The organism is Phaeobacter sp. BS52 (genome assembly GCF_045040595.1).
In the GTDB taxonomy this organism is placed as follows: Bacteria; Pseudomonadota; Alphaproteobacteria; order Rhodobacterales; family Rhodobacteraceae; genus Phaeobacter; species Phaeobacter piscinae.
Map to the genome: position 1 here is coordinate 3316340 of NZ_CP090662.1, position 15715 is coordinate 3332054.

The 15715-nt window shown below is 58.4% G+C and carries 8 protein-coding genes and 3 pseudogenes; 10 read left to right on the forward strand and 1 reads right to left on the reverse strand.

The features are described from left to right. The first annotated feature begins 173 nt into the window (after window positions 1–173). Complete coding sequence (gene secE / locus L0Z65_RS16050; protein ID WP_008560174.1) at window positions 174–371, forward strand: preprotein translocase subunit SecE; 198 nt, start codon at window positions 174–176, stop codon at window positions 369–371. A 245-nt stretch (window positions 372–616) separates the two neighbouring features. Further along, window positions 617–1150, forward strand: coding sequence for a transcription termination/antitermination protein NusG (nusG, locus tag L0Z65_RS16055; protein WP_014878905.1), 534 nt, complete (start codon window positions 617–619; stop codon window positions 1148–1150). Between the two features lie 62 nt (window positions 1151–1212). Here nusG and L0Z65_RS16060 read toward each other — a convergent pair whose 3' ends face one another. Next, a complete protein-coding gene (locus tag L0Z65_RS16060) occupies window positions 1213–1500 on the reverse strand; it encodes a DUF6525 family protein (protein WP_040173575.1) in 288 nt (95 codons plus the stop codon). A 300-nt stretch (window positions 1501–1800) separates the two neighbouring features. Between L0Z65_RS16060 and rplK the strand changes: the two genes are divergently transcribed. From rplK to L0Z65_RS16100, 8 genes and pseudogenes are all read left to right on the forward strand, one after another. After that, window positions 1801–2226 carry a 50S ribosomal protein L11 gene (gene rplK, locus L0Z65_RS16065; protein ID WP_024095809.1) on the forward strand — a complete coding sequence of 142 codons (426 nt, stop codon included), beginning with the start codon at window positions 1801–1803 and terminating at the stop codon, window positions 2224–2226. A gap of 1 nt (window position 2227) precedes the next feature. Continuing rightward, a complete protein-coding gene (gene rplA, locus L0Z65_RS16070) occupies window positions 2228–2926 on the forward strand; it encodes a 50S ribosomal protein L1 (RefSeq protein WP_014878906.1) in 699 nt (232 codons plus the stop codon). A 445-nt stretch (window positions 2927–3371) separates the two neighbouring features. Beyond that, window positions 3372–3891, forward strand: a pseudogene (rplJ, locus tag L0Z65_RS16075) (50S ribosomal protein L10). An 81-nt stretch (window positions 3892–3972) separates the two neighbouring features. After that, window positions 3973–4347, forward strand: coding sequence for a 50S ribosomal protein L7/L12 (gene rplL / locus L0Z65_RS16080; protein ID WP_040173581.1), 375 nt, complete (start codon window positions 3973–3975; stop codon window positions 4345–4347). A gap of 274 nt (window positions 4348–4621) precedes the next feature. Then, window positions 4622–8759 (forward strand): annotated as a pseudogene (gene rpoB / locus L0Z65_RS16085) (DNA-directed RNA polymerase subunit beta). A 51-nt stretch (window positions 8760–8810) separates the two neighbouring features. Continuing rightward, window positions 8811–13053, forward strand: a pseudogene (rpoC, locus tag L0Z65_RS16090) (DNA-directed RNA polymerase subunit beta'). Between the two features lie 937 nt (window positions 13054–13990). Then, window positions 13991–14815, forward strand: coding sequence for a glycosyltransferase (locus L0Z65_RS16095; RefSeq protein WP_405109211.1), 825 nt, complete (start codon window positions 13991–13993; stop codon window positions 14813–14815). Further along, window positions 14812–15714: a DMT family transporter gene (locus L0Z65_RS16100; RefSeq protein WP_405109214.1), complete on the forward strand. Its 903-nt coding sequence runs from the start codon at window positions 14812–14814 to the stop codon at window positions 15712–15714. Before L0Z65_RS16095 ends, L0Z65_RS16100 begins: the two co-directional genes overlap by 4 nt. The last annotated feature ends 1 nt before the right edge of the window (window position 15715 follow it).

Here is a 15715-nt window from a genome sequence, read left to right on the forward strand (position 1 = left end):
GCAACGGCTCCCGTCGGCAGCCGTCATCATAGGACCTCAGCTGCTAGCAGTCTTAAGCCTCTTCAGCCAAACACCGGACCCCAGCTGCCGGGCCCGATCTGCAGCGGGGCTTGAAATTGCCTTAGTCTGCGGTTAAATCGCTGCTTAATTGCTAGCAGAGAGAACCCCGCCTCATGGCCACCACCAACCCCGTCCAGTTCATCCAGCAGGTTCGCGCCGAAGTTTCCAAGGTCGTCTGGCCGACCCGCCGTGAGGTGCTGCTGACCACCGTGATGGTGTTCGTCATGGCGGCGCTTACGGCCGTGTTCTTTGCCATTGTGGACATTCTGATCCGCTTTGGGCTTGAGGGCATCTTGGGCATGTTCGGCTAATCCCGACCTGACGGCCTTCCGTTGCGCGGCGTTGCGACACAGGCGGCCGGGTCTTTGCAATTCACGGCTCTCCTCTTGATCTTGGACTCCCGGGGCGATAGGTGAGCGCGTAACTCTGACGTAGGCGTGTGGCGATTCGTGTCGCGCGCCGCTTTTTGTTAGAGGGCAGCCCTGAGAGGCTGTATTTTATTTCAGCAGCGGCACGGCAGTCTTGTCGGCCAAGAGACACAAGGACGATCAGGTTCATGGCGAAACGGTGGTATTCGGTCAGCGTTCTTTCGAACTTCGAAAAGAAAATCGCAGAGCAGATCCGCACGTCGGTCGCAGAACAGGGCCTTGAGGATGAGATTGACGAGGTTCTGGTCCCCACCGAAGAGGTGATCGAGATCCGTCGCGGCAAGAAGGTCACGACCGAGCGGCGTTTCATGCCCGGCTATGTGCTGGTGCACATGGAGATGTCCGATCGTGGCTACCACCTGATTTCCTCGATCAACCGCGTGACTGGCTTCCTCGGACCGCAGGGCCGCCCGATGCCGATGCGCGACGCAGAGGTGCAGGGTATCCTCGGCCGCGTCCAGGAAGGCGAAGAGGCACCGCGCACGCTCATTTCCTTCGAGGTTGGTGAAAAAGTCAAAGTCAACGACGGTCCGTTCGAAGATTTCGACGGCATGGTCGAAGGCGTCGACGACGACAATCAGAAGCTCAAGGTTACCGTGTCCATCTTTGGCCGGGAAACCCCGGTGGAGCTGGACTTCACTCAGGTGACCAAGCAGGGGTGATAACCCCCCCCCGTTTGATTGTATGCGAACGTGAGACAAGGCGGCCCCGTACGGGTCGCCTTTTATCGTTTGGGTGAGGCGGCATCAGGGTGAGATGATCCCCAGATCTTTTGTGCGTCCTTAACCGTCAGTTTCCGCTGGATCAGATTCAGTTCACCAAATGCGAGCGCTCTATCACCAGTGCGGGCCAGCGCCTTGTTGAAGGTGCGATGAACAGATCTCGCGCTCCAAGGCAGGACAGCGGATGAGATCCAGCGGCGCAGATCCGGAGGGAGACAATCGTAATCCTGCATCGGGTTGCCACGGCGCAGCTTACGTTTCAGGCTGGTTCGACCGCAGTTTCCAGTCATCTTAGAGGCCTCTGGTAGGGGTGGTTTTAAAGGTTGCCGTAGCAAGTGGTCACGAAGTGTTATATGATATCATTACACATGAAAAGTCACTTGCCCTTGTATCAGGCAATCTGGCCGGTTGTTTACTGGCGTGCACCTCTCCCAACCCCTTGCCAACCTCACCGTTCCGCTATAAACGCCGCTTCTATCGCCTCCGGGCGAGATTCTCTCGTGGGAGATCAAGGGATCGCGATCCTGACATCGGACCACGCAACACTCTCCGGACAGGACGCGTCCTGTCCTCGTTGAAAGGAAAACCAAATGGCTAAGAAGCTTGTTGGCACAATGAAGCTGCAAGTGCCCGCCGGTAAGGCAAACCCATCCCCGCCGGTCGGTCCGGCACTGGGTCAGCGCGGCATCAACATCATGGAATTCTGCAAGGCGTTCAACGCCAAGACTGCAGACATGGAGCCCGGTGCGCCGTGCCCGACCGTGATCACCTACTATCAGGACAAGTCCTTCACCATGGACATCAAGACGCCGCCCGCGTCTTACTACCTGAAGAAGGCCGCCAAGGTGAAATCCGGCGCGAACAACCCGTCGCGTGAAACCGTTGGCACCGTCAGCGTCGCTCAGGTGAAAGAGATCGCCGAAGCGAAAATGAAAGATCTGAACGCGAACGACATCGACGCCGCAATGCAGATCATCCTGGGCTCTGCCCGCTCCATGGGCATCGAGGTGAAGTAAGATGGCTAAGCTCGGTAAACGGACCCGCGCTGCGCGCGAAGCTTTCGCTGGCAAGGACAACCTGTCGGTGGAAGAAGCGGTCGCTCTGATCAAGGCGAACGCAAACGCAAAATTCGATGAAACCATCGAAATCGCCCTGAACCTCGGCGTTGACACCCGTCACGCAGACCAGATGGTTCGTGGCGTTATCGGTCTGCCCAACGGCACCGGCAAAGACATGCGTGTTGCTGTTTTCGCCCGTGGCGCGAAAGCTGACGAAGCCAAAGAAGCTGGCGCGGACATCGTTGGTGCAGAAGACCTGATGGAAACCATCCAGGGCGGCACCATCGATTTTGATCGCTGCATCGCAACCCCGGACATGATGCCGATCGTCGGCCGTCTGGGCAAAGTGCTTGGCCCTCGCAACCTGATGCCGAACCCCAAGGTTGGCACCGTGACCATGGATGTGAAAGCAGCCGTGGAAGCAGCCAAAGGTGGCGAAGTTCAGTTCAAGGCTGAAAAAGGCGGCGTTGTCCACGCAGGCGTCGGCAAAGCGTCCTTCGACGAAGCCAAGCTGATCGAGAACGTCAAGGCGTTCATCTCGGCGGTGGCCAAGGCCAAGCCGGCTGGTGCCAAAGGCGCCTATATGAAGAAAATCGCTCTGTCCTCCACTATGGGGCCGGGCGTCACTGTTGACGTGGAAACCGCCGTTACCGAGTAATCTCGGCAGGCGGGACGATAGTTTGGTGGTGCGCTATGTCGCGCTGCCGTAGATCGTATACATCAGCGATAGACCGGGGGCCCTTGCAGGGGTCCCCGGTTTTGCATTTCGGGGCTGTCCTTGCCAGGATTCCGACTGATCCCGCCCCTGTTGGGTGTTGCGGCAATTTTGCCCTTGGAAAACCCCTAAAATGGGACTAACTACGACCGCGAGATAAAGCGTGCGATTCGTCGTGCGCTTTATTTCATTTCGTCCAAGATGGTGGGTGGCCTGTCGATCGGGTCTTAATTTCCCTCCTGAGACGGGAACGACCAAAGGATCGAGGGAATTCCTACCCTCGGGTGATTTTGGCTCACCCCGTTAAAACGGACTTGAACGCCGGACAGCAATGTTCGGCACATCAATGAGCCGGGATGCGAAAGTGTCCCTAAACTTGGAGAGAACTGTGGATAGAGCCCAGAAAGAGAGAGTGGTCGAGGAACTCGGCCAGATCTTCGAAAGCTCTGGCGTGGTGGTCGTAGCCCACTACACCGGTCTGACAGTTGCAGAGATGCAGGATCTGCGGGCGCGTGCAAGCGACGCCGGGAGCTCCGTGCGTGTTGCCAAGAACAGGCTCGCCAAAATCGCCCTCGAGGGTAAGCCGTGTGAAAGCATGTCTGACCTGCTGACAGGGATGACCGTTCTGACCTATTCCGAGGACCCCGTGGCAGCAGCCAAGGTGGCCGAGGGCTTCGCCAAGGAGAACAAAAAGTTCGAAATCCTTGGCGGTGCAATGGGCGAGAACGCTCTTGACCGTGCTCGGCGTTGAAGCCGTGTCGAAAATGCCTTCGCGCGACGAGCTTATTGCTCAGATCGCAGGCATGCTCGGCGCACCTGCTTCCAACATCGCCGGTGCGATTGGCGCACCTGCAAGCAACATCGCAAGCATCCTTTCGACCATCGAAGAGAAGGCGGAAGCTGCGTAAGCGGTTGGCACTGAATGACTGGCGTCGGGCATCAGCCCGCACGTTGGAACACACACACTGTAAACGGAAAGAGCTGATAAAATGGCTGATCTGAAGAAACTGGCAGAAGACATCGTTGGTCTGACCCTGCTTGAAGCACAAGAACTGAAAACCATCCTGAAGGATGAGTATGGCATCGAGCCCGCAGCTGGCGGCGCAGTTGTCATGGCAGCTGGCGGCGACGCCGGTGGCGCAGCGGAAGAAGAAAAGACCGAATTTGACGTCGTTCTGAAAAACGCTGGTTCGTCCAAAATCAACGTGATCAAAGAAGTTCGCGGCATCACCGGTCTTGGCCTGAAAGAAGCCAAAGAGCTGGTCGAAGCTGGCGGCAAGATCAAAGAAGGCGTGGACAAAGCCGAAGCAGAAGACATCAAAGGCAAGCTGGAAGCAGCTGGCGCCGAAGTCGAGCTGGCCTAAGCTACGCGATACGGGACAACACTGGGGGTCGGTTTCGGCACCCTCTGAACATCCCGGAAATTTGGCTGGGCCCGGTGAAAACCGGGTCCAGCCGAACCTGTCTTAGAAAGGGCCCAAATTTACGGGCGTTTTTTCAGGCGAGGTTCAAAGGATCGGGAGGCCACCATTCGGGAAGGTGGTCATGAATTGATCCGAACACGCTGTCTCGTATGAGTAAGGTGCCGGGGCCCGGCGGCATCCTTGCTCAGTGAGAATTGGAAAGGTGACATCTGACATGGCTCAATCGTTCCTTGGCCAGAAACGTCTTCGCAAATACTACGGTAAAATCCGCGAAGTCCTGGACATGCCGAACCTCATCGAGGTCCAGAAATCTTCTTACGACCTCTTCCTGCGCTCTGGTGATGCAGAACAGCCGCTCGACGGCGAAGGCATCATGGGCGTGTTCCAGTCGGTATTCCCGATCAAGGACTTTAATGAGACGTCGGTTCTGGAATTCGTGAAATATTCCTTCGAACGTCCGAAGTACGACGTCGAGGAATGCATGCAGCGCGACATGACCTACTCGGCTCCGCTGAAGGTCACATTGCGTCTGATCGTCTTTGATGTGGACGAAGATACTGGCGCCAAGTCGGTGAAGGACATCAAAGAACAGGACGTCTACATGGGCGACATGCCCCTGATGACGCCAAACGGCACCTTTGTGGTCAACGGCACCGAGCGTGTGATCGTATCCCAGATGCACCGTTCGCCGGGCGTGTTCTTTGATCACGACAAGGGCAAGACGCATTCTTCGGGTAAGCTGCTGTTTGCCTGCCGCATCATCCCGTATCGCGGCTCCTGGCTGGACTTCGAATTTGACGCCAAGGACATCGTCTTTGCGCGTATCGACCGTCGCCGCAAACTGCCTGTGACAACCCTGCTGTATGCTCTGGGTCTCGATCAGGAAGGCATCATGGATGCCTATTACAACACCGTGAACTTCAAGCTTGAGAAGAGCCGTGGCTGGGTCACGCCGTTCTTCCCCGAGCGCGTGCGCGGCACCCGTCCGACCTATGATCTGGTTGACGCAGCCACTGGTGAGATCTTTGCCGAAGCAGGCAAGAAGGTCACGCCGCGTGCCGTCAAGAAGATGATCGACGAAGGCAACATCACCGACCTTCTGGTGCCGTTTGAGCATATCGTTGGCAAATTTGTCGCCAAGGATATCATCAACGAAGAAAACGGCGCCATCTATGTCGAGGCTCAGCGATGAGCTGACCCTTGAGTACGACAAAGGCGGCGAGTTGATTGGCGGGACTGTCAAGGAACTGATCGATGCCGGTATCACCGACATCCCGGTTCTGGACATCGACAACATCAACGTCGGTCCCTACATGCGCAACACCATGGCGCAGGATAAGAACATGGGTCGCGACACCGCGCTCATGGATATCTACCGCGTCATGCGCCCGGGTGAGCCGCCGACCGTTGAAGCAGCCTCCGCGCTGTTTGACACGCTGTTCTTCGATTCCGAGCGCTATGACCTCTCCGCCGTTGGCCGTGTGAAGATGAACATGCGCCTTGCTCTGGATGCTGAGGACACTCAGCGGACCCTGCGCAAGGAAGACATCATCTCCTGCATCAAGGCACTGGTTGAGCTGCGCGACGGCAAGGGCGACATCGACGACATCGACCACCTTGGTAACCGTCGTGTGCGCTCCGTTGGCGAGCTGATGGAAAACCAGTACCGCGTCGGCCTTCTGCGCATGGAACGTGCGATCAAGGAACGGATGTCCTCCGTTGAGATCGACACCGTCATGCCGCAGGATCTGATCAACGCAAAACCGGCTGCCGCGGCTGTCCGTGAATTCTTCGGCTCCTCGCAGCTGTCTCAGTTCATGGACCAAACCAACCCGCTCTCCGAAGTGACGCACAAGCGTCGCCTCTCGGCGCTTGGGCCTGGCGGTCTGACCCGTGAGCGTGCTGGCTTTGAGGTGCGCGACGTTCACCCGACCCACTATGGTCGGATGTGCCCGATTGAGACACCGGAAGGGCCGAACATTGGTCTGATCAACTCGCTGGCGACCTTTGCCCGCGTGAACAAGTACGGTTTCATCGAAACACCTTACCGTGTCGTCAACGAGGCGAAGGTGACCGACGAAGTCCACTACATGTCCGCGACAGAAGAAATGCGTCACACTGTGGCGCAGGCGAACGCGACACTGGACGAAGATGGCAAGTTCATCAACGATCTGGTTTCGACCCGTCAGTCGGGCGATTATACTCTGGCTCCGCGTGAAAGCGTGGACTTGATCGACGTCTCGCCCAAGCAGTTGGTCTCCGTTGCGGCCTCGCTGATCCCGTTCCTTGAGAATGACGATGCGAACCGGGCTCTGATGGGCTCGAACATGCAACGTCAGGCGGTTCCGCTGCTGCGCGCAGAGGCACCGCTGGTCGGCACCGGCATCGAAGAGATCGTGGCACGGGATTCCGGCGCGGCCATCATGGCCAAGCGCGGCGGTATCATCGACCAGATCGACGCACAGCGTATCGTGATCCGGGCGACCTCTGACCTCGAAATGGGTGATGCGGGTGTGGACATCTACCGCATGCGCAAGTTCCAGCGTTCGAACCAGAACACCTGCATCAACCAGCGTCCGCTGGTGAAAGTAGGCCAGGAAGTCCGCAAGGGCGAAGTGATTGCCGACGGTCCGTCCACCGATATGGGTGAGCTGGCTCTGGGTAAAAACGTCGTCGTGGCCTTCATGCCCTGGAATGGCTACAACTACGAAGACTCCATCCTGATCTCCGAACGCATCGCGCGTGACGACGTCTTTACCTCGATCCACATCGAGGAATTCGAAGTCGCCGCCCGTGATACCAAGCTCGGGCCGGAAGAGATCACCCGCGACATTCCGAACGTCGGTGAAGAAGCGCTGCGCAACCTCGATGAGGCGGGCATTGTTTACATCGGTGCGGATGTGGAACCGGGCGATATCCTCGTCGGTAAGATCACACCCAAGGGCGAAAGCCCGATGACTCCGGAAGAAAAGCTGCTGCGCGCCATCTTTGGTGAAAAAGCATCTGACGTGCGCGACACTTCGCTGCGCGTGAAGCCGGGTGACTACGGGACTGTGGTTGAGGTCCGTGTCTTCAACCGTCACGGCGTCGAAAAAGACGAGCGTGCGCTGCAGATCGAGCGTGAAGAAGTCGAGCGTCTGGCCCGTGACCGGGACGACGAGATGGGCATTCTGGATCGCAACATCTATGCACGTCTGCGTGGCATGCTGCTGGGTAAAACCGCTGTCAAAGGCCCCAAAGGCATCAAGGCTGGTTCGGAAATCACTGAGGAGCTGCTGGACACACTCAGCCGCGGTCAGTGGTGGATGCTGGCGCTTGAAGACGAGCAGAGCGCTCAGGTTGTCGAGGCCCTGAACGAGCAGTACGAAGCACAGAAACGTGCTCTGGATGCCCGTTTTGAAGACAAGGTCGAGAAAGTGCGTCGCGGCGATGATCTGCCGCCGGGCGTGATGAAGATGGTCAAAGTCTTCATCGCGGTGAAGCGTAAGCTTCAGCCGGGCGACAAGATGGCTGGTCGTCACGGGAACAAAGGTGTGATCTCGAAAGTGGTGCCGATGGAGGACATGCCGTTCCTCGCCGATGGTACTCCGGTCGATTTCTGTCTGAACCCGCTGGGTGTTCCGTCGCGGATGAACGTTGGTCAGATTCTGGAGACCCACATGGGCTGGGCCGCACGCGGTCTGGGCATCAAAGTTGACGATGCGCTGCAGGACTATCGTCGCTCCGGCGATCTGACCCCGGTTCGTGAAGCGATGCACCATGCCTATGGTGACGACGTCTACGGTGAAGGTATTGCCGATATGACCGAGACCGATCTGGTCGAGGCCGCAGGCAATGTGACCCGTGGTGTGCCGATCGCAACACCAGTCTTTGATGGCGCCAAAGAGGCCGACGTCAACGACGCTCTGGTGCGCGCTGGCTTTGACACCTCCGGTCAGTCGATCCTGTTTGATGGCCGCACCGGCGAGCAGTTTGCCCGTCCTGTGACCGTCGGCATCAAATACCTGCTGAAACTGCACCACCTGGTCGACGACAAGATCCACGCACGTTCGACCGGTCCGTACTCCCTCGTTACTCAGCAGCCGCTGGGTGGTAAGGCGCAGTTCGGCGGTCAGCGCTTTGGTGAGATGGAAGTCTGGGCTCTGGAAGCTTATGGCGCCGCCTACACCCTGCAGGAGATGCTCACCGTGAAATCGGATGACGTTGCAGGCCGGACCAAGGTCTATGAATCGATCGTCAAGGGCGAGGACAACTTTGAAGCGGGCGTACCGGAATCGTTTAACGTTCTGGTGAAAGAAGTCCGTGGCCTCGGCCTGAATATGGAACTCCTGGATGCAGAGGGTGAGGAGTAAGGGCCTCGGCCCTTGCTTTCTCTCCTTTCTGCACGAATTTGAGGTATCAAAATGAACCAGGAACTGACGAATAATCCGTTCAACCCGCTCACGCCGCCGAAGGTCTTTGATGAGATCAAGGTGTCGCTGGCATCGCCCGAGCGGATCCTGTCGTGGTCCTACGGCGAGATCAAAAAGCCGGAAACCATCAACTACCGGACGTTCAAGCCCGAACGCGACGGTCTGTTCTGCGCGCGCATCTTTGGCCCGATCAAAGACTACGAATGTCTGTGCGGCAAATATAAGCGCATGAAGTATCGCGGCGTTGTCTGCGAAAAATGCGGTGTGGAAGTCACCCTGCAAAAGGTCCGCCGCGAGCGCATGGGCCACATCGAACTGGCATCGCCGGTTGCGCATATCTGGTTCCTCAAGTCACTGCCGTCGCGCATCGGCCTGATGCTGGATATGACCCTGCGCGATCTTGAGCGGGTTCTGTATTTCGAAAATTACGTTGTCATCGAGCCGGGTCTGACTGACCTCACTTACGGCCAGATGATGACCGAAGAAGAATACATGGACGCCCAGGACCAGTTCGGCATGGACGCTTTCACCGCCAACATTGGCGCTGAAGCGATCCGTGAAATGCTGGCCGCGATTGATCTGGAAGCCGAAGCCGAGCATCTGCGCGCAGAGCTGGCGGAAGCCACAGGCGAGCTGAAGCCCAAGAAGATCATCAAGCGCCTGAAGGTGGTTGAAAGCTTCCTGGAATCCGGCAACCGCCCGGAATGGATGGTCATGACCGTCATTCCCGTGATCCCGCCGGAACTGCGCCCGCTGGTGCCGCTGGACGGGGGCCGTTTCGCGACCTCTGACCTGAACGATCTGTATCGTCGCGTCATCAACCGGAACAACCGTCTGAAGCGCCTGATTGAGCTGCGCGCACCCGACATCATCGTCCGCAACGAGAAGCGGATGTTGCAGGAATCGGTTGACGCGCTGTTCGACAACGGCCGTCGTGGCCGCGTGATCACCGGCGCCAACAAGCGTCCGCTGAAATCGCTGTCCGACATGTTGAAAGGTAAGCAGGGTCGCTTCCGTCAGAACCTTTTGGGTAAGCGGGTCGACTTCTCCGGTCGTTCGGTCATTGTGACCGGCCCCGAGCTGAAGCTGCACCAGTGCGGTCTACCGAAAAAGATGGCGCTCGAACTGTTCAAGCCCTTCATCTACTCGCGTCTGGAGGCCAAAGGTCTGTCCTCCACCGTGAAACAGGCGAAGAAGCTGGTCGAAAAAGAGCGCCCCGAAGTGTGGGATATCCTCGATGAGGTTATTCGCGAACACCCGGTGATGCTGAACCGTGCGCCGACGCTGCACCGTCTTGGCATTCAGGCGTTTGAACCCACGCTGATCGAAGGTAAAGCTATTCAGCTGCACCCGCTGGTCTGCTCTGCGTTCAACGCGGACTTCGACGGTGACCAGATGGCGGTTCACGTTCCTCTGAGCCTTGAGGCCCAGCTGGAAGCGCGCGTTCTGATGATGTCCACGAACAACGTTCTGTCGCCCGCCAACGGCGCGCCGATCATCGTTCCTTCGCAGGATATGATCCTGGGTCTCTACTATGTGACCCTGGAACGTGAAGGCATGCCCGGTGAAGGCAAGATCTTTGGAACCATCGACGAGGTTCAGCACGCGCTGGACAGCCGGCGAAGTGCACCTGCACACCAAGATCACCGCGCGGATCACTCAGATCGACGAAGAAGGCAACGAGGTTCTCAAGCGTTTTGAGACCACCCCGGGCCGGGTCCGTCTGGGCGCGTTGCTGCCGAAAAACGTCAAGGCACCGTTTGAGCTGGTCAACCGTCTTCTGCGGAAGAAAGAGGTTCAGCAGGTCATCGACACCGTCTACCGTTACTGCGGTCAGAAAGAGTCGGTGATCTTCTGTGACCAGATCATGACCATGGGTTTCCGTGAAGCGTTCAAGGCGGGCATTTCGTTCGGCAAGGACGACATGGTGATCCCCGACACCAAATGGACGCTGGTCGATGAGACCCGCGATCAGGTGAAGGACTTCGAACAGCAGTACATGGACGGCCTGATCACTCAGGGTGAAAAGTACAACAAAGTTGTCGATGCCTGGTCGAAGTGTAACGACAAAGTCACCGATGCGATGATGGGCACCATCTCCGCAGACAAGCGCAACGAGGCTGGCGCCGTGATGGAACCGAACTCGGTTTACATGATGGCTCACTCCGGTGCGCGTGGCTCGGTCACCCAGATGAAACAGCTGGGCGGGATGCGCGGCCTGATGGCGAAGCCGAATGGCGACATCATCGAGACCCCGATCATCTCGAACTTTAAAGAAGGTCTGACCGTTCTCGAGTACTTCAACTCAACCCACGGTGCCCGTAAGGGTCTGTCGGATACCGCTCTGAAGACCGCGAACTCGGGTTACCTGACCCGTCGTCTGGTTGACGTGGCACAGGATTGCATCGTGCGCGATCGTGACTGTGGCACTGAGGCCGCGATCACTGCTGAAGCAGCGGTCAACGACGGTGAGGTCGTGGCGTCGCTTGGCGAGCGTATTCTGGGCCGTGTTGCGGCTGAGGATATCAAGAAGCCGGGCACCGAGGAGATCATCGTGGCCGTTGGCCAGTTGATCGACGAGCGCATGGCAGATGCAGTGGAAGAGGCCGGTGTTCAGTCGACCCGTATCCGCTCGCCGCTGACCTGTGAGGCCGAAGAAGGCGTTTGCGCCCAGTGCTATGGCCGTGACCTGGCCCGTGGTACGCAGGTGAACACCGGTGAAGCTGTCGGCATCATCGCCGCGCAGTCGATCGGTGAACCCGGTACACAGCTGACGATGCGGACCTTCCACATCGGCGGCGTTGCTCAGGGTGGCCAGCAGTCCTTCCTCGAAGCCTCGCAAGAGGGCAAGATCGTCTTCGAGATGCCGCAGACCCTGGAAAACGCCAACGGCGAGACCCTGGTTGTTGGGCGGAACATGAAGCTGATCATTCAGGACGAGCACGGGGAAGAGCGCGCCAGCCACAAGCTGGGTTACGGCTCCAAACTGTTCGTCAAGGAAGGCCAGACCGTGGCCCGTGGCGACAAGCTGTTCGAATGGGATCCCTACACCCTGCCGATCATCGCCGAGAAACCCGGTACCGCAAAATATGTGGACCTGGTCTCCGGTATCGCTGTGCGGGATGAGACCGACGAAGCGACCGGCATGACCCAGAAGATCGTGATCGACTGGCGTGCGGCTCCCAAGGGCTCTGACCTCAAGCCGGAAATCATCCTGGTGGATGGCGATGGCGAGCCGGTGCGCAGCGATGCGGGCAACCCGCTGACCTATCCGATGTCCGTGGACGCCATCCTGTCGGTCGAAGAAGGCCAGCAGATCATGGCAGGTGACGTTGTCGCGCGTATCCCGCGCGAAGGCGCCAAGACCAAGGACATCACCGGTGGTCTGCCGCGGGTTGCGGAACTGTTCGAAGCCCGTCGTCCCAAGGATCACGCGATCATCGCCGAAATCGATGGTTACGTGCGCTTTGGCCGCGACTACAAGAACAAGCGCCGCATCTCGATCGAGCCTGCTGATGAGTCGATGGAGCCCGTCGAATACATGGTGCCCAAGGGCAAGCACATTCCGGTTCAGGAAGGTGACTTCGTCCAGAAGGGTGACTACATCATGGACGGCAACCCGGCGCCGCATGACATCCTGTCCATCATGGGTGTCGAGGCTCTGGCGAACTACATGATCGACGAGGTTCAGGACGTCTATCGCCTGCAGGGTGTGAAGATCAACGACAAGCACATCGAGGTGATCGTTCGCCAGATGCTGCAGAAGTGGGAGATCTCCGACTCTGGTGACACAACGCTGCTGAAAGGTGAGCATGTGGACAAGCAGGAGTTCGACACCGCCAACGAGAAGGCGCTGGCCCGTGGCAAGCGTCCTGCTCAAGGCGAGCCGATCCTCTTGGGTATCACCAAGGCGTCGCTACAGACCCGCTCCTTCATCTCGGCGGCCTCCTTCCAGGAGACCACCCGTGTCCTCACCGAAGCATCGGTACAGGGCAAGAAGGACAAGCTGGTTGGCCTGAAAGAGAACGTCATCGTGGGTCGCCTGATCCCGGCCGGTACCGGTGGCGCCACTCAGCGGGTGCGCAACATCGCCCAGTCGCGTGACAATGTCGTCCTTGACGCACGCCGCGAGGAGGCCGAAGCCGCCGCCGCACTGGCTGCCCCGTCGATGGATGACGTCGCCACCGAGGATAGCCTCGACAATCTGGTGGAAACCCCAGAGAGCCGCGACTGATCCACGCTGATCTGAAATGAAAACAGCCCCTCGCAACTGATGTTGCGGGGGGCTTTTGTTTGGAGGTGTCCGCAAACCATGATGGCCCGCTCCGCGGGACAAAGCGCCCTTTCGCTGCACTTGCGCCAATGTCTGTTTTGAGCGACTAGTGACAGACAATGACTTTTAGAAAATTCGGTAATCTCACTGGCACTGTCGGTATGCTCGTAGCACTGTCTGCGTGTTCTTCAGAGTACATGTCTGTCGCCAACCTTCATGGAAGCGCGACCGTCAGCATGTCTGTGACGCCAATGTTCGGTATACACAGCGACTGGAACAGAGCATTCACCATTAGTGACGGCGCTACAACGGCTTCTATCGACCTTTTCGAAGATACAGGATGGTGGCAAGGCTCACACTTATATCTGCACTCCTCAGGCACTTATGTTGTCCACGAAGGGCAAATTGGGTGCTTTGGCTTTACCCTCAAGCCCGTTTCGTTTGACGCTCGCACCTCGATATCGTGCGCCAAGATGGCTAATACCGCTGCTCGGCTCTCGGCAGGCGGTCAGGAACTGAATGGATATCCAGCATCTAGATACTACGTCGGCTTGTTCTATGTCGGCAGGTTTGTTGAAGCTGGTCGTGTGCCAGAGTTGCGGGACACGCGTGCGGAAACACCAATCGTCTTTCAAACGTACGAGCAACAAGCCGAGCCCGAACTCCCAAAAATCCTTTAGCGGCCATTCGTGCGCAACGCAGCATCAAGCACTTTGGGCTCGAAGCGGACCAACGCGATTTGCGGGCATCAAGGTTTTCGGTGCAGCGGCTTCGGTTGCGGGCCGCCCGCGCTGTCGCGGGGCAGGGCGATTTATGATCTTTCCAACGAGCCTTGGGAATGATCTTTTGCGCTCAACACCGCCCGGTCCGCCCGGGCTGCGATTGGGGGCGCTTGGATATGGATATCAAACTCAGCATTGTCGGCCTTGTGCGCTTTTCCGTGCTGACCCCGACCTATTATTCCGAACGGTTCGCGACCCTTGAGGACACTGCTGCCCATCTCTTTGCACCAGAGCGGATGGAGCTGCGGTTTCGGGTGTTCGAACGCCTGTGTCTGCGGTCCCTGTTGCAGCAGAGCGATCAGGGGTTTCACCTGATCGTCCTCACCGCTGAGGATATGCCGGAGATCTATCTGGAGCGCCTTGCGCGTCTGCTGGAACCTGCTTCCAATATCACCCTGATGCCCGTTGGCCCCGGTGCCCATTATCGAATGCTGAAACAGGGTTATAATGCGGTCCCGTTTGATGGTGCGACGCATCGGCTGATGTTCCGGCTGGATGATGACGATGCGGTGGATCTGGACTATGTCGCCCGCAATCGCCGCCTTGCGATGGGAATGATCCCTCTGCAGAGCGGCGATACGCCTTTTATCCTAGCCAACAACCGGGGCCTTTACCTGCGGCGCACTCAGGGGCCGGATGGTGCGACGGATGACATCTTTGACGCCTGTGAGAAGGCGCCTTTGTCGGTGGGGGCGGCGCTTGTGGCGCCAGTTGAGTATCGCGACAATCCATATCGGTATAATCACCGCCGCTACGCGCAGCATTGGAACACATATTCTGACATCTCGACGCCCGGCTTCCTGCGCACCATTCATGGCGACAACAAATCCCGCCCGGCGCAAATGGGGATCACACATAAGATGTCCGAAGCGGAAATCACCACAGCGCTGGACCGCCATTTCGCCCTGACCCCCGAACAACTCCGGGACGTGTTGCCGTGATCTCTCGGCTGACAGGCAATCAGCTGGGCGCGCTGTTGATGGTGGGCAGTATGGCTGGCTTCACCCTTAACGACGGGATGGTCAAACTTGCCGGGCAAAGCCTGCCGCTTTCGCAGATCCTTGTGGTGCGCGGTGTTGCGGTCAGCCTACTGATTTATGCGCTGGCGCGGAGTTATGGCGGCCTGCGCCTGTCTCTGACGCGGCGCGACTGGGCCTTGGTTGCCGGGCGCAGCCTTGCTGAGATTGCCACCACCTATTTCTTTCTTAGCGCACTGCTAACCCTGCCGATCGCAAATGTGACAGCCATTTTGCAGATGCTGCCGCTGACGGTGACCCTGGCGGCCGTGCTGCTGTTCGGAGAGCAGGTCGGTTGGCGACGGGCCACAGCCATCGGTGCGGGGTTCCTCGGCATGTTGCTGATCGTGCGCCCCGGCGCTGAGGGGTTTGATACCGGCACCGGTTACGCGCTTGCGGCGGTTCTCTGCATTACGGCCCGTGACCTCTTTACCCGGCGTATGTCGGCAGCGGTGCCGTCGCTGACGGTCACATTGATGGCGGCTGTGTCGGTGTTGGTGTTTGGCCTCGGGCTTGGCCTACAGGAGACATGGCAGCCGCTGACCCTGCCGACCACGCTGATCCTGCTATTGGCAGCGGGCTGCATCTTTGTCGGCTATCTATTTTCAGTGATGGTGATGCGGGTGGGGGACGTGGCGGCGGTCTCGCCGTTTCGCTACACGGGCCTGCTTTGGGCGCTGCTCTTGGGGTGGCTGATGTTTGACAGCTGGCCTGATACGCTCACCCTTGTCGGGGCGGCCATTGTCGTCGCTGCGGGCGTTTTCAGCCTGTTGCGTGAGCGTCCGCGCCGTGCCGCCGTGCCTGACCTGTCGCCACCGGAATAAC